The 18,326-nt window shown below is 63.2% G+C and carries 14 protein-coding genes and 1 tRNA gene; 5 read left to right on the forward strand and 10 right to left on the reverse strand.

The window, feature by feature from the left end:
• Positions 1–18 precede the first annotated feature (18 nt).
• From FEV51_RS08435 to FEV51_RS08450, 4 genes are read right to left on the reverse strand one after another with little or no spacing between them, the layout of a single operon-like run.
• Complete coding sequence (locus FEV51_RS08435) at positions 19–516, reverse strand: FKBP-type peptidyl-prolyl cis-trans isomerase (RefSeq protein WP_342773741.1); 498 nt, start codon at positions 514–516, stop codon at positions 19–21.
• On the reverse strand, positions 513–1,895 hold the full coding sequence (locus tag FEV51_RS08440) for an amidohydrolase family protein (protein WP_138617840.1): 1,383 nt from the start codon (positions 1,893–1,895) through the stop codon (positions 513–515). The genes FEV51_RS08435 and FEV51_RS08440 overlap by 4 nt, the downstream gene beginning before the upstream one ends.
• Positions 1,892–3,271 (reverse strand): amidohydrolase, encoded by a 1,380-nt coding sequence (locus tag FEV51_RS08445; RefSeq protein WP_138617842.1) that lies wholly within the window; start codon positions 3,269–3,271, stop codon positions 1,892–1,894. The genes FEV51_RS08440 and FEV51_RS08445 overlap by 4 nt, the downstream gene beginning before the upstream one ends.
• 53 nt (positions 3,272–3,324) lie before the next feature.
• Positions 3,325–4,962 carry a peptide MFS transporter gene (locus tag FEV51_RS08450; protein WP_138617844.1) on the reverse strand — a complete coding sequence of 546 codons (1,638 nt, stop codon included), beginning with the start codon at positions 4,960–4,962 and terminating at the stop codon, positions 3,325–3,327.
• Positions 4,963–5,168: 206 nt separating this feature from the next.
• On the opposite strand from FEV51_RS08450, the gene FEV51_RS08455 reads away from it, so the two are divergent.
• The 4 genes from FEV51_RS08455 (at position 5,169) to FEV51_RS08470 (ending at position 6,904) form a co-directional block, all read left to right on the forward strand.
• Entirely contained in the window at positions 5,169–5,510 is a 342-nt protein-coding gene (locus FEV51_RS08455) for a GntR family transcriptional regulator (RefSeq protein WP_138617846.1), read from the forward strand.
• A gap of 176 nt (positions 5,511–5,686) precedes the next feature.
• Positions 5,687–5,968 (forward strand): integration host factor subunit beta, encoded by a 282-nt coding sequence (locus FEV51_RS08460; RefSeq protein ID WP_138617848.1) that lies wholly within the window; start codon positions 5,687–5,689, stop codon positions 5,966–5,968.
• Positions 5,969–6,029: 61 nt separating this feature from the next.
• Positions 6,030–6,114, forward strand: a tRNA-Leu gene (locus FEV51_RS08465).
• 145 nt (positions 6,115–6,259) lie between these two features.
• On the forward strand, positions 6,260–6,904 hold the full coding sequence (locus FEV51_RS08470) for a PilZ domain-containing protein (protein WP_138617850.1): 645 nt from the start codon (positions 6,260–6,262) through the stop codon (positions 6,902–6,904).
• Positions 6,905–6,916: 12 nt separating this feature from the next.
• Here the strand turns inward: FEV51_RS08470 and msrB are convergent, their stop codons facing one another.
• The 4 genes from msrB to FEV51_RS08490 all read right to left on the reverse strand — a co-directional run bounded on the left by msrB (position 6,917) and on the right by FEV51_RS08490 (position 11,143).
• Positions 6,917–7,420, reverse strand: a complete 504-nt coding sequence (gene msrB, locus FEV51_RS08475) for a peptide-methionine (R)-S-oxide reductase MsrB (RefSeq protein ID WP_138617852.1) — start codon at positions 7,418–7,420, stop codon at positions 6,917–6,919.
• Between the two features lie 44 nt (positions 7,421–7,464).
• The gene (locus FEV51_RS08480) at positions 7,465–8,799 is read right to left on the reverse strand and encodes a cytochrome P450 (RefSeq protein WP_138617854.1); all 1,335 of its coding nucleotides are present in this window, start codon (positions 8,797–8,799) and stop codon (positions 7,465–7,467) included.
• Positions 8,800–8,939: 140 nt separating this feature from the next.
• Positions 8,940–10,151, reverse strand: coding sequence for an ABC transporter permease (locus FEV51_RS08485; protein WP_138617856.1), 1,212 nt, complete (start codon positions 10,149–10,151; stop codon positions 8,940–8,942).
• Positions 10,151–11,143, reverse strand: coding sequence for an ABC transporter ATP-binding protein (locus tag FEV51_RS08490; protein WP_138618223.1), 993 nt, complete (start codon positions 11,141–11,143; stop codon positions 10,151–10,153). Before FEV51_RS08490 ends, FEV51_RS08485 begins: the two co-directional genes overlap by 1 nt.
• 45 nt (positions 11,144–11,188) lie before the next feature.
• Here FEV51_RS08490 and queG point away from each other — a divergent pair, with 45 nt between their 5' ends.
• Positions 11,189–12,250 carry a tRNA epoxyqueuosine(34) reductase QueG gene (queG, locus tag FEV51_RS08495; protein ID WP_138617858.1) on the forward strand — a complete coding sequence of 354 codons (1,062 nt, stop codon included), beginning with the start codon at positions 11,189–11,191 and terminating at the stop codon, positions 12,248–12,250.
• On the opposite strand, the gene FEV51_RS08500 is transcribed toward queG, so the two are convergent.
• Together FEV51_RS08500 and FEV51_RS08505 are read right to left on the reverse strand one after the other, a co-directional pair.
• On the reverse strand, positions 12,234–13,460 hold the full coding sequence (locus FEV51_RS08500) for an NAD(P)/FAD-dependent oxidoreductase (protein WP_138617860.1): 1,227 nt from the start codon (positions 13,458–13,460) through the stop codon (positions 12,234–12,236). The two genes, queG and FEV51_RS08500, sit on opposite strands and share 17 nt — an antisense overlap.
• A gap of 58 nt (positions 13,461–13,518) precedes the next feature.
• A complete protein-coding gene (locus FEV51_RS08505) occupies positions 13,519–18,222 on the reverse strand; it encodes an NAD-glutamate dehydrogenase (protein WP_138617862.1) in 4,704 nt (1,567 codons plus the stop codon).
• Positions 18,223–18,326 lie beyond the last annotated feature (104 nt).

Consider the following 18,326-nt stretch of genomic DNA (forward strand, 5'->3'; position numbering starts at 1 on the left):
CAGCCCCAGCCGAACGCACTACTTTCCCGCAATCGCCAACAGCTCGATCTTGAACAGCAGCGTGGCGTTGCCCGGGATGGGGCCTCTGCCAACCGGGCCATAGGCGAGGTCTGCGGGGGCGGCGATTTCGATGGTGTCGCCCACGCCCATTTGCGGGATCGCCATCTGCCATGCCTTGACCAACCGGCCCAGCGGGAAGGTGGCAGGTTCGCCGCGTTCGTAGGAGCTGTCGAAGCCCGTGCCGTCGATCAGCGTCCCGGCGTAATGGACCGTTACCGTGTCCTCGACACTGGGGTGCGCGCCCGATCCGTCGCCGGCGGTGCGCCGCCAGTGCAGCCCGCCGGGCAACGCGCGCCAACCATCGGCAGCGGCGAGGCCGGAGAGATAGGATTGCTGCGCGCTGTGCCACGCCATGTCCTGCGACCGGTCAACAGCTGCGGGTTCTTCCTGCGCCAGCGCTGGCACGACGAGCATCACTGCGGCAACGGCAAGCATGGTGTGCTTCACCGCGTTCACCAGTCATACGCCTTGGGCATCTGGCTCTCGTCCAGGTCGCGGTAGCGTTCGCGCAGGCCGCTCTGATGATTGTCGAGCGGTTGTTCGACCCCGTCGATATACACCGTGACCGGCGCGCTCGACACTTCGAGCGGGTCGCCGTCCCAGATTACCATGTCGCCAGCCGCGCCCGCTGTCAGCGTGCCGAACCGGCCGCCATAGCCCGCAATCGATGCCGGGATGGATGTGATGGTGGCAAAGGCTTGCCCCCAGCTTAGCCCGGTGGCCCCCGGTACGCGGGTCAGCGCCACCAGATTGCCGGCATATTGCGCGAGATTCTTGGGCTGGTCTCCGGTGGTGCCCGACAGTCCGCCCAGTGCCACCTTGACCCCGGCGGCAATCATCCGTCCAACATTGCTCTGCGTTGCGCCCAGCTGTTCGAAGCTGGAGGGCAGATCGTCGAGCGGATCGGCAATCACCGGCACCCCTGCCGCCGCGATTTCGCGGGCGGCCAGCCAGCCTTCGCTGACCCCGACCAACACCATGTCGAGCCGGGGAAATTCCTGCCTGAGTGCCAGCACATTGCGAATGTCGGCGGCGCGTTCGACCACTACATAGAGTTTCTGCTCGCCGCGCACGACTGGCACCAGCGCCGCCGCATCGAAGCGGGTCAGCAGCACATCGTCACCGCGATTGGCGGCATTGTCGATCATCCGCGTATCGACTGGAATGTCGTCACCCGTCGAAACCTGACCGCGCGCGCCGCCGCCGGTAATCCGGGCATCGCTGCCATATTGCCGCGCCTCGCGCAGTGAATTGCGGAACAGCGCGTGTGCGGAGGTGCGGCTGCCACCTGCCAGCCTTGCGCCATATTCGCCCAGCACCACCATCTGGAAGGCGCGGGGGCGGACCAGCATGGTGCTGTCTGCGCCCATATCGACCACTGCGCCCTGGCCACCAAAGATCGAGCTGGATGGTTGCGAATAGACGCTGCCGCGGGTGATCCCCGAAGCGCGCGCCACTGCGACGTGCTGCGATGCCGGATTGAGGGCGGGAGCCACGTCGAGCGCAGCACCGAAGGGCGAATTGCGCGCGCCGCTGTCATTGCTCTCCTGCACCCCGCCCACATCGAACAGGCCCAGCGTTGTCAGCGAAGCAAAGATGCCGGGCGTGACCCAGCGTCCGGTCCCGTCGACTACCGGCATTCCGGCGGGCACGGCCACGCCCTGCCCGGCGGCGACCACGCGGCCGCTGCGGACCACAACAGTGGCACCCTGAACCGGATCGGAGCCATCGCCAGTGGCGACGGTGGCGTTGGTGATGACCATGTCCTGCGCGGCGGCAGGGCTGGCGCATGCTGTTACGGCAGCGGCGGCGAGGAGGAGTGCGCGGGCGTTCATTTCACGTCTCCTGCACCGGGCTGTCCCAGCTCGAAATCGCTGATCGGGCGGCGTTTGGGATCATTGGCATCATACATCAGCGCGCCGTCGATCCAGACCTTTTCGGGGCGCGAATATACTGACAGCGGATCGCCGTTCCATAGCACCACATCGGCCATTTTTCCGGCCTCCAGACTACCGGTCATGTCATCGATGCCCATCGCTTTGGCGGCGTTGAGGGTGATCCAGCGGACCACTTCGGCATCGGGAATATCGATGCCCATCCGCCTGCCCGCAGCCTGCGCCTTGGCGGCTTCCTGGTTCAGCCGCTGGATACCGTTTTCGTCATCGGAATGGATAACGACGCAGGCCCCGGCCTTCCATAGCAAGGCGCCGTTTTCCTGAATGCCGTCATAGCTTTCCATCTTGAAGCCGTACCAGTCGGCCCAGATCGCGCTGCACACGTCGTTTTCCTTGAGCAGGTCGCCGATCTTGTAGCTTTCGACCGCATGATGGAAGGCACTGACTTTATATCCCATCTCCTTGGCCATATCCATCACCAGCGCCATTTCGTCCGCGCGGTAACAATGGTTGTGGACCAGAATATCGCCATCTAGGACGCCGGCGAGCGTTTCCTTGGCGAGGTCGCGTTTCTTGCGGTCGCCATCGGCATAGGTCTTGGCGTCGAGCCAGGTCTGGCGATTGACGGCGAAATTGCCCATCCGGGTGGATGGCATCCGGCCCTTGCCGCCATAGACGCGCTTGGGATTTTCGCCGCACGCCATCTTGAAGCCATAGGGCGCGCCGGGGAATTTCATGCCCTGCACAGTGCGCGCGGGGACGTTCTTGAGCGTGGCCGAGCGGCCGCCCATGAGGTTGGCCGAGCCGGGCAGGATCTGCAGGCTGGTGATCCCGCCATTGGCCAGCGCGCGGCTGAAGCCGGGGTCCTGCGGCCAGACCGAATGTTCGGCCCAGACTTCGGGCGTGGTCGGGCTGGTCGCTTCATTCCCGTCCGAATGCGCATCGACGCTGGGGCTGGGATAATCGCCAAGGTGGCTGTGAATGTCGATAATGCCGGGGGTGACGAATTTGCCCGTGCCGTCGATCCGGTCGTACCCGTCAGTGGCCAGTGCCGCATCGCCAATTGCCACCACTTCGCCATCGCGCAGCAGTACCGTGCCATTGTCGATCCGTCCGCCATTGCCGTCATAGACGGTCGCGCCGACTAATGCGGTCGGGCGGCCGGGATAGCGGTTGTAGGTGGAGGGGAACGGGGTTGGCGCATCCTTGGCGGTCTGTGTGTCGGAGGCGGTTTTCGGCCCCTCGCCATTGGTAGTGGAGCAGGCGGCGGCAACAAATGCGAGCGCGGCGATGATCGAAAAGCGGAGTTGTTTCATCGGATCCCCAAAGAAAAAGGGCGCGGCCTGAACCGCGCCCTTATTTGTCATTGTCAGTCTTGCTGGCGGGTGGCGGGATGGATCCCGGCGCCCTGTGGTTCACCGGGGCCTTCGCTCTGGCCCAGCAGATCGTCACCGACATCGTCATCGGCCAGCGTGTCGAGATGCATCCAATGCTTCACGAAGCGCGAAATGAGGATAACCACCAGACCCACGCCGATCGCCACGAGGCCGATCTGCCAATAGATGTCCATGGTTGCCTCACGCGTCATCGCGCCATCTTCGCCGCCGGTCGCAGCGCCGATCATGCCCGCGACATAGTTGCCGCCAGCCGTGGCGAAGAACCAAGCGCCCATGATCAGGCTGGCCAGATGACGCGGCGCCAGCCGGTTCATCGCGGACAGGCCGACAGGTGACAGGCACAGCTCGCCAGTGGTGTGGAAGAAGTAGATGCCGAACAGGAAGATGACCGGCACCTTCGCGTCGATCCCTACCGATGCCGCACTCCAGACCAGCACCAGGAAGCCGAAGCCCAGCTGGATCAGGCCCAGGCCGAACTTGGCCGGAGTGGACGGTTCCAGACCCTTGCGGCCCAGGAAAGTCCACAGCCATGCAAAGATCGGAGCCAGCAGGATGATGTAGATCGGGTTGATCGACTGGAAGATCGGTGCCGGAACACCGCCCAGATCGATATAACGGTCGGTGAACAGGTTGAGCGAGCCGCCCGCCTGTTCGAACAGGCCCCAGAACAGGGGCTGCAGCGCGATCAGGAACAGGATCGCAAACATCCGCTCACGCGGCTGCTTTTCCAGCTTGAAGGCTTCCATCAGGACATAGCCAAGCAGAGCGACACCCGACAGCAGCATCAGGCCGCCTACCACCGACTGGTACTGGATCAGCAGCCACATGATGGCGACGCCGACAATACCAACTGCGTACATGATCATTTCGGTGCCCTTGGCGAGCAGCTTGGGCGGTTCACCCTGACCAAGCAGCAACGGACGGCCAAGCACGAAGACGATCAGGCCCAGCAGCATGCCGATACCGGCAGCGCCGAAGCCATAGGACCAGCCCAGCGTCACGCCGAGATAGCCCGCTACGATCGTACCGATCGCTGCGCCGACATTAATGCCCATGTAGAAGATGGTGTAAGCGCCATCGCGGCGGACGTCGGTGCGCGGGTAAAGCTGGCCGACGATGACCGAGATGTTCGCCTTGAGGAAGCCCGAGCCCACGATGATGAAGGCAAGAGCAAGCCAGAAGATGTTGATCGTCGGATCGTTCTGTCCGCCGGTCCCTTCGAATGCCATCAGGAAGTGGCCGAAGGTCAGCAAGACTGCACCGAACTGCACCGCCTTGCGCTGGCCCAGATAGCGGTCAGCAATCCAGCCGCCGAGCACGGGGGTAATATACACCAAGCTGACATAGGCACCGTAGACAATGTTGGAAGCGCTGTCGTTGAACAGCCAATGCTGCGTCAGGTAGAAAATCAGCAGCGCGCGCATGCCGTAATAGGAGAACCGCTCCCACATTTCGGCGAAGAACAGGATATACAGGCCCTTGGGATGGCCAGCGACTTCAGGCTCCTTGCGGGTTACCGCCCAGGCGCCAGCGATGAGAAAAATTGCCAGGACGACTGCTGCGATACCCGCAATCCAGTCCTCCGTGCCCCAAAGTGCCATGTCTTTCATGCGAACTCCCCAATATCCATTATCTGGTCCGGCCCCCTCAGGGCCGTCATGGGCGGGCAACCTAACGCCTTGTGCGCAGTTGTGAAGCAATAGTTACAAGCGCGACAGGTTTCGCTGCGGACAGCCGTCCTAATTTGCCGCAGACGGGAACCTTGCGCGCGGCGCTGTATTATGGCACTGATGCACTTACGCATCGGGGAAATACCATGTCCACCCAGTCGAAGCCCGTTTATCTCAAATTGCGCGACATGATTGCCGCCGCGATCATCGATGGACGTTATGCCGAAACCGAGATGCTGCCATCGGTGCGCGCTCTGGCGGCGGAGCAGGGTGCGAACCCGCTGACCGTGGCCAAGGCCTATCAGCAATTCCAGGCTGATGGGCTGGTCGAGGTGCAGCGCGGGGTTGGAATGTATGTGGTGCGCGGTGCCGCTGATACTCTGCGCGCGCGCGAACGCGCTGCGTTTTTGCAGGAAGAGTGGCCGGAAATTCGCGGCCGCATGGCTCGGCTGGGCATCCGCGCCGAGGAGCTGCTGCACGACGCCTGAGGGGCCGTGACCGCCGCCCACCCACATTGATTACACATGTTTACTTGCAGCAAGGCGCGCCATCTGGCAAAATGCTTTTCTTCGAACCGGCGCATGCGCCGCTGGTCGAGCTTGGGGCGCACTGAGAAACCAGAGCACGGGTCGCGTCGCATCGCACGTGATCAGGAGATTACCGCATGATTCGATCCGAACTCCTTTCCGCCTTGGCGCAGGACAATCCAGGCTTGCGCGCGGAAGAGATCGAGCAGATCGTCGATGTCTTTTTCGATGAAATTGCCGAACGTCTGGCCGAAGGTGGCCGCGTCGAATTGCGCGGCTTCGGGGCGTTTTCAACCCGCGAGCGAGAAGCGCGCAAGGGCCGCAACCCGCGCACTGGCGAAGCGGTCGATGTGCCCGCCAAGCGCGTGCCCTATTTCAAGCCTGGCAAGGATATGCGCCGCCGCCTCAACGAAGATTGATGGCAATGCGTCGCGCAGGCGATTGCAGCACCGCAGCATTATCTCTAGTCCCCCGCGCAGCGCGGGTGTGGCGGAATGGTAGACGCCGGGGACTTAAAATCCCCTGAGCTTTGCTCGTGCGGGTTCGAGTCCCGCCACCCGCACCAAACCTTTAAAGCCCGTTCACCCTGTCCCGCGCCCTGCGTGTTAACCCCTATCGCTCCAGTAGGTGCGTTCAAGGGGGCACTGGTCCAGTGCAAGTGATGGTTTCGCCGCAAGGCGCGGGCCGATCTTGAAAGGTCAGGGGACGACATGGATTTGGCGACGGGTTTCAATCACACCAATACGGCTGAGGATCAGCAGGAAGAACAACGCGCAGTGCCGCGTTACACTTCGCTGATTCGCGCTGCGAAGATCGTATCGGCGCAGGGCGAGTTCGTCTGCGTAATCCGCGATGTGTCACAGGAAGGGGTGAAGCTGCGCACCTTCCACGATCTGCCGATGTGCAAACAGATCGCGCTCGAACTGCAGAACGGCGAATGTTTCGAGCTTGAAAAGGTGAGCGAAGATGGCCGCGAGGCAAACTTTCGCTTCGATGGCTCAGTCGCGGTGGAGCAACTGATCCACGAATCCTGGGCCTTCCCCAAGCGCCAGCTGCGGCTGAATCTGGCGATGCCGCTGGTCCTCACCACGCTGACCGCGCGGCATGAAGCAATTGCCGAAAACCTGTCACAACAGGGCGCGCGCGTGGATTGCGAGGCGCAATTTGCAATCGACCAGACCGTGCGCATCCAAGGCGAGCAACTGCCCGAAATCCGCGCGAAGGTCCGCTGGCGGCGTGATCACAGCTATGGATTGGTGTTCGACAACACCTTCACCCTGCGCGATTTTTCATTGCTGGCAGCAACGGTGCAATGCCCAACGCTGGTTTTGGCCGAAGACCGGACGGCGTCCTAAGCGCAACCCGAATCAGGCGGCGCGGAATTTCATCGCCGCGCCATTGATACAGTGCCGTTTGCCCGTCGGTTTTGGGCCATCGTTGAAGATATGTCCCAGATGGCCGCCGCAATCGGCGCAATGCACTTCAGTGCGGGGGTAGCCGATCTTGTAATCCTTGCTGGTCCCGACCCCGCCGGGCAGCGCCTGCCAGAAGCTGGGCCAGCCGGTGCGCGAATCGAACTTCGTCTTGCTGGAATAAACCGCATTGTCACAGCCCGCGCAGACGAAGGTTCCGGCGCGTTTCTCCTTGTCGAGCGGCGAGGTGTAGGGCCGTTCGGTCCCTTCTTCGCGCAGCACGTAAAATTGCGCCTTGGTCAGCTTCTTGCGCCATTCCGCCTCGCTCAGTGCGACCGGGTAATTCTTCGCCTCGGCGCGGCCTGAACCGCATCCGGCCAGCACGGCAAAACTGGCGGTTGCGCCAAGCCAGCCGAGCAGGCCGCGGCGCGTAGCGGGGAGTGTTTTGGTATCAGTCATGCAGCCGCCTTATCATGGTGCGTCTGAACCGCGCTTGTCGCAGATCAGAATTCGGTGACTTCGACTTCCAGCTTGCGGAAGCCATGAACGAAATTGGCACGCACTCGCTCGACATCGCCGGCAACATGCACGCGCAGACGGCGTTCGTGCATTTCTTCCAGCAGGATGCGCAATTGCAGTTCGGCCAGCCGGGCTCCCACGCAGCGGTGGATGCCATAGCCGAACGCCAGATGCCGCCGCGCATTGTCGCGGTCGATTTGCAATTTGTCGGGGTTGTCGAACACTTCCTCGTCGCGATTGGCGGACAGATACCACAGCACCAGCTTGTCGCCCTTCTTCACCTGCTCGCCGAACAGTTCGGTATCCTCGCTCGCCGTGCGGCGCATATGCGCCAGCGGGGTCTGCATCCGGATGCACTCCTGCACGGCATTGGGGATCAGATCGGGGCGTTCCTCGAACAATTTGCGTTGCTCGGGAAATTTGTCGAGGCCGTGGATGATCCCGCTCATCGTGTTGCGGGTGGTGTCGTTGCCGCCAACAATCAGCAGCACCAGATTGCCCATGAATTCCTGCGGATCCATCTGGTTCATGGCTTCGGAATGGATCATCATCGAGATCAGGTCGGGCGCGGGATCCTGATTGGTCCGCTCCATCCACAGCATCTGAAAATACATCGCCATTTCGCGCAAGATGCCCTGCCGCTGCTCGTCCAGATCGCGCACCAGCGCCAGTTCGGTGTCACCCGCCCAGTCGGACCAGAAGGTCAGCAACCGGCGATCTTCCCACGGGAAGCCGAACAGCAGCGCCAGCATTCCGGTGGTCAGTTCGATCGAGACAGTATCGACCCAGTCAAACACTTCGCCGCGCGGCAGTGTGTCGAGCAATTCGCCGGTGCGCTGGCGAATGCTGTCTTCCATGCCCTTCATAGCGCTGGGCGTGAAGGCGGGGGCGACAGTGCGGCGCTGGCCAGTGTGCTTGGGCCGGTCCATCGCAATAAACATCGGCAGTTCGAAGCGTTCGCGGCCCATTTCGGCCAGCTTTTCGTCATCAAGCCGGTCGAGGATCGTGATCCCTCCATGCTCCCAGCTTGAGGAGAAAAGCTCGGGCAGCGCCTCGATATGCTGGATCGCCTTGTGCTGCACCACCGCCCAATAGGGGCCGAACGGGCTCTCGGGGATGTAATGCATCGGACCCTTGGCGCGCATGTCAGCGAAGATGGGCTGCCAGCGGTCTTCGAAATAGATGTCCGACCGGCTGACATCCCATTCATGCGGATGGTCGGGATGCCATTCAGGATTGGATTCGTAATGATCCTGCAACGCGCGATGCGCGGTGGGCGCAGTGCGGAATTGTGGCTTCTCGGGGGCGGTGGTGGCCATGGCTATCTCTCTCCTGCCGGACGGATCTGCTGCGCGCCCTGACTTGATGGCATCGTGCCCTAGCTGACAATGATGTCAATAGTGCGTTGCAAAGCGGAACCTACATGGCAGCAGGCTTGATGGATTGGAGGTTTCCGACGTCAGGCTGCGCGGCGGGCGGTCTTGCCGGCGCGCCCTGCCTTGCCGGACTTCATCACCCTGCGGCGGAACAGCGCCGCGCCAAACCGCACGAACAGCAGCACGCACAGCGCCTGCCAGGCAATTGCCAGGGCGTGCGGCCACAGCGATTCGAACTGAGCCGCCCGCGCCAGCATCGCAAATGGCGAGCTGAGCGGGAAAGTCGCCGCCGCCAGTTCGAGCAGCGATCCGGGCTGGGTAATCGCATAAGCGGCCAGGAAGAACACCAGCAGCTGCATCATGGTGATCGGCATCGATAGCGTCTGCACCTCGCGTACTGTCGCCGCCATCCCGCCAATGGTCAGGAACAGCGATCCCAGCAGCAGATAACCCATCGCGAAATAGACAATGCCCAGCGCGATAAACAGCGGCCAGCCCAGCGCGGGCGTGGGCAGAGACGGCAGCGCATCGCCGCCCAGCGCTATGATCAGTGCGGCAAAGGATCCCCACACGGCGATCCCGACAAAGCTGACCCCCAGCATGGCGAACAATTTGCCAAAGAACACCGCATCCATCGGGATGGCGGCGGCCAGCACTTCGATCACCTTGTTGGCCTTTTCCTCGACCAGATTGGACAGCACCATGCCCGCCAGCAGCATCATCAGCAGGAACAGCAGCAATTGTCCGGCCTGCGCGGTGCGGATGCGGTCGGACCGGGCCGCGGCCACGCTGGTCGCCGTGGGGCTGCGCGTAACCGCAGGATAGGCGGCGGGGGTGTCAGCGGCGGCATTGGCGGCCAGCAGCGCCACCGGCCCGCTCCAATAGGCAATCGGGCCTTCGGGTCCGGTCAGCACAGGCGCGGTGAGTGTGCCGGAAATGACGGCAGCGTAATTCTCCCCGGTCAGCTTGAGTATTTCCTCCGGCGCGATCTGTTGTTCTGCCGGGGTCAGCGTGGGCAGGCCCTGCCCCAATTGCGGGGCCAGCCGTTCGCGCGCGCGCAGCATTGCAGCGTTGTCCGCAGGGGCCATTGCCAGCGCCAGCGTGTTGACCGCTGCCTCACGCTGGACCTGTCCGCCTATGCCGCCTGCCATCGCCCCGACCAGCACCGGAAACAGCGGGCCGAGCAAGAAGAAGAAGAACGCGCGGCTGAACAGAATGGCATGGAAATCGCGCCGGGCGACCACGCGGGCAGCAGCAAACAGCGACAGCCGGGCCTTGTCATGGGGGATGTCCATCACGCCTGTTCCTGCGCATCTTCGGCCAGCGCGCGCGCCGCCGCTTCTCCGGCAATCTCGACAAAGGCATCATGCAGGCCCGCGCGTTCGATCGACAGCGACAGGATGCCCGCCTCACCTTCTATGAGCCGCTTGAGCAGCGCCTCGATACCGGTATCGGGAATGGGGAAATGCCAGAAATGGCTGGCACTGGCCTTGTGGTCATGCCGCGCGTCTTCGGGGAGCGCGCTGCGCCAAACACCCTCGCCGCGCGCAGTTTCCAGCCGGACCTGCGCCGGGATCCGGTCGCGTGCCAGATCGACCGAACCGGCATAGGGCACGCGTCCCCCGGCAATGATCGCCACATCATCGCACAGCCGTTCGGCGTGGTGGATGACATGGGTGGAGAAAATCACCGTCGTCCCGCCGCGTGCCAGATCGCGGATCATCACTTCCAGCTTGCCCTGGTTGATCGCGTCAAGCCCGCTGAACGGTTCATCAAACACCACCAGCCGGGGGTGATGGACCAGCGTGCCAAGCAATTGCACGGTTTGCGCCATGCCCTTCGACAGCTGCCGGATCTGCCGGTCGATCGCATAGCCCAGCCCGTGATTTTCCAGCAGTTCGCGCCCGCGCTTGCGCCCTTCTTCCAGCGGCAATCCGCGCAATGCGCCCATAAAGGCAATTGCCTCGTCGCATTTCATCGCCGGATACAGCCCGCGTTCTTCGGGCAGATAGCCGATCAGCCGCGCGACCTCGTGCGGGCGGTCATTCCCGAACACCCGGCGCACCCCGGCATCGGGGTCGATAATGCCCAGCAGCATCCGCAGGGTTGTGGTCTTGCCCGCACCATTGGGGCCAAGGATGCCGTAGATCGCGCCTTCGGGCACGGCGATGTCCACACCGTCCACCGCCAGCGTGTTGTCAAAGCGTTTGACCAGGCCGCGCGCCTCGATGGCCAGCGGGCGAGTGTGTGTTAAGGGTCGCGGCGCCGCGCTTGGCTGGGTAAGCATGCCCAGCGGCGTACCCGCCATGCGTGAACGGGAGCAACAGGAAGTTTGGTTAAGGACCGTTCAATCGCTGCGCTGCAGGCCGATCTGCAGCAGGAAGCTGCCCGGCTGGGCTTTGTCGCCTGCGGCTTCACCAGCGCGGCGCCCGACGCGCTGCGCGGCGAACGGCTGGAACAATGGCTGGGCGAGGGCAGCCACGGTGCGATGGAGTGGATGGAGACGCGCAAGGCTCAGCGCGCCAGTCCGCAGGGGCTGTGGCCAGAAGCGCGCAGCGTGATCGCTCTGGGCATGAGCTATGCCCCCGATGGCGATCCGTTGGCGCTGGCGGATGCGCCGGACAAGGCGCGCATCTCGGTCTATGCGCATGGCCGCGATTATCACGATGTGGTGAAAAAGGCGCTCAAAACGCTCGCCCGCTGGCTGGTGGCGCGCGAACCGGACAGCCAGCTCAAGGTGTTCGTCGATACCGCCCCTGTAATGGAAAAGCCGCTGGGGCAAGCGGCGGGGATCGGCTGGCAGGGCAAGCACACCAATCTGGTCAGCCGCACACATGGCAGTTGGCTGTTCCTTGGCGCGATTTACTCAACGCTGGATTTTGCCATGGATGCGCCGGGCAGCGACCATTGCGGTTCGTGCCGTGCCTGTCAGGACGCCTGCCCGACCGATGCGTTTCCCGCGCCTTACCGGCTCGATGCGCGGCGGTGCATTTCCTATCTGACGATCGAGCACAAGGGGCCGATCCCGGTGGAATTCCGCAAGGCGCTGGGCAACCGTATCTATGGCTGTGACGATTGCCTGGCAGTGTGCCCGTGGAACAAGTTTGCCGACACTGCGCACCGCCATTTGAAGCTCGCCCCGCGCGTAGAACTGATCGCGCCGCCGCTGGCGGATTTCCTGGCATTCGATGATGCTGGCTTCCGGCAGTTTTTCTCCGGCTCGCCCATCAAGCGGATCGGGCGCGACCGGTTTGTGCGCAATTGCCTCTACGCTGCGGGCAATAGCGGAAAGGGGCATCTGGTGCCGCAGGTCGAGAGGTTGCGCGCTGATCCCGACCCGGCGGTTGCCGAGGCGGCGGACTGGGCTGCCGGGCAGCTCAGAGCATCTCTTTAAGCGGAACCTCGGTGTCGGCGAGCAGCGCCGGTTCTATCTCCGCGCGCGCTTCCACCAGCTTGCGGCCCTGCGCATAATCGCGGGTGTTGTTGACGCAATCGAGCGCCAGCACGTGGCCTTCCTTCAGATAGATCACGCTGAACTTGCGCGCCTCGGGATCGCCGCGCAGCACGGTGGCGTCATAATCCAGCGACAATCCGACCGTTTGCAGACGCAGATCATACTGGTTCGACCAGAACCACGGCACGGCATCGTAATCCTGTTTGTCACCCATGATCGACCGCGCGGTGGTGGTCGCCATGTCATTGGCGTTCTGCACCGATTCGAGGCGGATCACCTTGTTGCTTGCATAGGGATTGGCGTGCGCGGCGCAGTCGCCGATGGCGTAGATATCATCCAGCGAGGTGCGGCAGAACGTGTCCACATCGACCCCGTTGCTGCCTGCGGCACCGGCAGCAATCAGCGGGCCGACGGACGGGACGATGCCCACGCCCACCACCAGAATATCGCAGGCGATGGTTTCGCCGGAATCGGAAACCACCGCGCTTACACGGTCGTCCTCGCCTTCGATCCGCTCCACCCCGGTACCCAGCCGCAGATCGACGCCCTGCGCACTGTGTTCGGCGGCGTAGAAGGCGGATAGCTCCGGCCCGGCAACCCGCGCCAGCACGCGGTCGAGCCGTTCCAGCACCGTCACTTCGCAGCCCAGCTTGCGCAACACGGCGGCGGCTTCCAGCCCGATATATCCGGCGCCAGCGATTACTACGCGGCGCGCTCCGACCGCCAGTTCGGCGCGCAGCGCGTCCACGTCGCGGCGGCTGCGGACGGTGTGAATTCCTGCAAGATCGGCTCCGGGACAAGAGAGCCGGCGGGCATCGCCGCCCGCCGCCCAGATCATCTTGCGATAGCCGACCTTACCGCCGTCAGAGAGCGCGAGTTCGTGGCTCATCCAGTCGACGACATCGACGTTGCAGCCCAGCCGCAAGGTTACATTGCGATCAGCCCAGAATTGTTCTGGCCGGATCAGGATCCGTTCAAACGGTTTCTCGCCCGCCAGATAATCCTTTGACAGCGGGGGCCGTTCATAGGGCGGATTGCGGTCACGGCTGACCATGAGGATGCTGTCCTCATGCCCGGCCTGGCGCAGCGCGATGGCGGCTTGCGCGCCGCCATGCCCCGAACCCACGATGACGATGTCATACTGCTCCATCGCGGGAAGGGCTGGCGTCAAAATGGGCCGAGGTCAAGCGGCAGGGCACAGCGCACTGTCACCGGCCCAGCAGGTTGCGGGCCATGCTGGCAATCTGCGCCAGCATTGCCGGGGCAACCGGGCTTTGCGACTGGGCACGGTCGATCATGGCACGGAACTGGCGCACGCCGCCTTCGTGGTCATCGACCCATTTGGCAACCGCTTCGGGCATGTCTTCCTTGGCGCCCTTACGGCGCGACAGACGGCGCAGCAGGTCCAGCCGCATCTGCTGGAAATCGCGTGCGAGGCCGGACACCAGCAGCCGTTCCCACACATCCGAAGGGTTCATCAGCGCGGCAGTGCTTTGCGCCCAGTCGATACCCAGCGTCTCGCCAATCGCGCTGAAGCCCAGCGTGAGCGATTTGGGTTCGATATCGGTTTCTTTCGCCAGTCTGGCCAAACCGACCGAGCCATCCAGATCGAACAGGCGCGAGACATGCTCGGCAATCCGCTCCGGCGCGCCGACAGCGGTGAAGCCTTCCTGCAATTTGGCCGATTGCAGGCGCAATTCCTTGGCCAGCAGCTGGTCGGTCGATTCGGTCAGGATACGTACGCCCTTGCCCAGTTCGGCGAACATCTTGCTCGGCTCGATCTGGCCTGCTCCGGCGCGCAGCACGTCGGAAACCAGATTGCCGATCGACGCCGCCAGCCGGTCAAACAGCACCAGCCGCGCCTTTTCGGCCATGTCGGCCTGCTCCAGCTCTTCCCATAACGGGGCAAGGTCGAACAAATGCTCCACAGCGACAAAGGCGGCGGCGACTTGCGACAGCTCGACGCCTTCTTCTTCGGCCAGCTCGAACGGGTGCACGATACCCATGCGGTTGATCATGCGGTTGGCCAGTTTGGTCGCGATAATCTCGCGCCGCAGCCGGTGCGTTTCGATCTGCTTGCGATACGGCCCGCGCATCGGTTCGGGGAAGCTGTTCATCAACAGGTCGTGCAGCGCCTTGTCATCGGCCAGCGGGCTGGTTTCGATGGCATCCTGAAGCACCAGCTTGGTGGAGGACAGCAGCACGGCCAGTTCCGGCCGGGTTAGCCCGATGCCATCCGCAGCGCGGCGGCTCAGCGTCTGATTGTCGGCCAGCCCTTCGGTGCGGCGATCCAGATTGCCGCCGCCTTCGAGCGTTTCGATCAGATGGAGCTGCGAATTCATCGCGCGTTCGCCGCCGGTCTGGGCAATCGACAGCGCCAGCGCTTGCAGGCGGTTGTCTTCGAGCACCAGTGCCGACACTTCACCGGTCATCGATTCCAGCAGCTTGACGCGCTTGGGTTCGGACAGCCGCCCGGCACGCTTGGCAGCGGCGAGCGCGATCTTGATATTGACCTCGTTATCCGAACAATCGACGCCTGCCGAATTGTCGATAAAGTCAGTATTGATGCGTCCACCGGCCAACGCAAATTCAATACGGCCCGCCTGCGTGATGCCCAGATTGGCACCTTCGCCCAGCACCTTTGCGCGCACGGCACTGGCATCCACGCGCAGCGAGTCGTTGGCCGGATCGCCGACCTGGACGTTATTTTCCGCCCCGGCCTTGATGTAGGTGCCGATGCCGCCAAACCACATCAGATCGATGGGTGCCTTGAGGATGGCAGAGATCAGCATTTCCGGCTCAACCTCGCCATGTTCGATATCGAGCAGCTTTTGCACGGTCTTGGACAATTTGATCGTCTTGGCATCGCGCGCAAACACGCCGCCGCCGCGTGAAATCAGCTTGGGATCGTAATCTTCCCAGCTCGAACGCGGCAGGTTGAACATCCGCTGGCGTTCTTTCCAGCTGGCCGCCGGATCGGGATCGGGGTCGAGGAAAATGTGGCGGTGATCGAAGGCGGCGACCAGCTTGATCGCCTTGGACAGCAACATGCCATTGCCGAACACATCGCCCGACATATCGCCGCAGCCCGCCACCGTTACCGGTTCGGACTGCACATCCACGCCCATTTCCAGGAAATGGCGCTGGACCGAAACCCATGCGCCCTTGGCGGTAATGCCCATCGCCTTGTGGTCATAGCCGTTCGACCCACCCGAAGCGAAAGCATCATCCAGCCAGAAATCGCGGCTTTCGGCGATGGCATTGGCGATATCAGAGAATTTGGCCGTGCCCTTGTCCGCAGCGACCACGAAATAAGGATCTTCGCCATCGGTGATCACCACCTGATCTGGATGCACCACCTTGTCGTCCACAATGTTGTCGGTGATCGACAGCAGCGTGCGGATGAACACCTCGTAACTGCCCTGTCCCTCAGCCGCCCAGCCATCGCGGTCGATAGTCGGGTTGGGCAGCAACTTGGGATAGAACCCGCCCTTGGCCCCGGTCGGGACGATCACGGCATTCTTGACCCGCTGCGCCTTCATCAGGCCCAGGATTTCGGTGCGGAAATCGTCGCGCCGGTCGGACCAGCGCAGCCCGCCGCGGGCAATCGGGCCGGACCGCAGATGGATACCTTCGACGCGCCGCGAATAGACGAAAATTTCGCGCCAGGGGATTGGCCGGGGCAGACCGGGGACCAGTTGCGAATCGATCTTGAACGCCAGCGCTTCTGTCGCCGCAGGGGAAAAGGCATTGGTGCGCAGAACCGCGTCGATAACAGAATTGTATAGCCTGAGCAGGCGGTCGTCATTGATTGCCTGAACCTTGGACAGGCCGCGTTTGATGGCGCCGGCCGCATCTTCCACCGCCTTGTCGCGATTACCCTTGAAGGCAGGGTCATGCTGCGCCGTGAACAGCGCGATCAGCGCGCGGGTTACATCGGGCGCAGCGCTCAGCGCATCGACCACAGTATAGATGGTGAAGCCCATCCCGGCCTGCCGCAGGTAGCGATAGATCGCGCGCAGCCAATTGGCTTCATGCGCGGTCAGCCCGGCTTCGGGCACCAGCCGGTTGAACGGATCATTCTCCGCCTCGCCATTGAGCACGGCGGCGATGGCGGTTTCGATCTGGTCGGCGCGTTCGATCAGGCTTTCGACATCGCTGCCCTGCCGCAGGTCGAGCCGGAAATCATGGATTGTACCCAGCTTGCCATCATCAAGCACGGTGGGCATTTCGGACTGCACATGGAAGCCGAAATCCTCCAGCGTCGGCACGGCAGAGGACAGCGGCAGGCTGCCTTCCGCCTGATACAGTTTCAGCCGCAGGCACCCGGCCTTTTCGCGCTCGCAGAAATACATCCGCGCGTCGCGCTGGCTGGCCTGTTCGCTGTCGGCATGGGCGCCCAGCCGGTGCAGCCGGGCAATGTCGCGCGCGGCCTCTTGCGGGCCGAAACGCGCGCGATAGGCGGTGGGAAAGGCATCGGCAAAGCGCAGCGCCACAGCAGCGGCGCGGGCGGTATCTTCCATCCCGGCCAGTTCGGCCTCGACAGCTTCGCCCCAGCCGCGCAGCATGGTTTGCAGCTGTTCTTCCAGCGTGGCCTCGTCAGGCACGCGGCCAGCCTCGCGAATATCCAGCACAAAGCGCAGCATTGCCAGATTGCCGCCTTCGACCTCGAGGCTCCAGTCGAGCATCCGCGCCGCAGCGCCATCTTCGAGCAGCGCCTGGATTTCCAGCCGGACCTGCGTCGCCAGCATATCGCGCGGCAACCACACGAAGGCGAACAGATGGCGGGCTAGCGGCGCCTCGACCAGCGCCAGCCGGGGGCGCGGGCGGTCGACCAGGCTCATCATCGCGGTGGATACCCGCTCGACATCCTCGTCCGGAAAACCGATCATCAGATCATGCGGCAGCGCGGTCAGCGCATGGACCAGCGCCTTGCCCGCATGGCTGCTATCGTCAAAGCTCAGCCGCCCGCGCAGATCGTCGAGATGGCGGCGCAGCACCGGCACGGTGCGCGGCGGGGCCGCCAGCGCGGCGCTGGTCCAGACACCGGCATGGACCGACAGGGCAGTGACCTTGTCCTTGTCGCGCACCGGCACAATGAACAGGTCGAGCGGCACGCGGCGGTGCACATGTGACAGCAGATTGGCCTTGATAATCAGCGGAACGCGCGCATCGCGGCGACTGTCAAACCAGGCAAAGGCACGCTCGAACGAGGCATCGGCGAGCAGATCCTTCGCGCTTTTGCGGCAGATCCCCAGCGCATCGGTCTGGCTGCCATCGCGGTGCCGGGTCAGATGGCCCAGCTGGGTCAGCATCCCTTCGTTCAGCCAGTCGAGCAGCGCCGCGCCTTCGGTTTCTTCGATTTGCGCGGCATCATCGGCCATCGCTTTTTGCAGCTTGGGCCAGTCGTTCACGGCAGCGCGGACATCGCCCAGCGCGCGGCGCAAAACCGCCAGCAATTCACGCCGCGCCTTGGCATCGACGCGCGCGGTTTCGACATAGATCAGCGATTCGTAATAGCCATCCTCGGGATCATCCGAGGGGACACTGGTCAGCGTGCAATCGTCATCGCGGACCACCGGGATAACCGGGTGGACCAGCCGGTCAATCGACAGTCCCAGCCCAGCGATAGCAGCGGCAACCGAATCGACCAGAAACGGCATATCGTCATTGACGATGGCGATCCTTGTGTAGCGGTATTCGTCGCTGACGCTTTCCAGTTCGATCGACAATTTGCCGAACTCGCGCTGCATCGCCGCCCCCAGCAGGAACTGCGCGGCTTCGTTAAGCCGCTCCTTGCGGAAGGGCGTGTCGCCGCGCAGCAGCGACTGCTCCATGCGCGTCGCAAAGGCTTTCAGCAGGGGCTTGGGAAGGGCGTCCGATGCGGACTTGGTGGCGGTCTTCGAACCCATCGGGGGCCTCTCGCTTGTCGGCGCACGATCATGTCGCGGCGGTGTAATATCCATGTCGTGACAGGCACAACTAACCCGCCGCGCCTAGGCCTGTTGCCGTAGCG

The organism is Qipengyuania marisflavi (genome assembly GCF_005884405.1).
GTDB classification, from domain to species: Bacteria; Pseudomonadota; Alphaproteobacteria; order Sphingomonadales; family Sphingomonadaceae; genus Qipengyuania; species Qipengyuania marisflavi.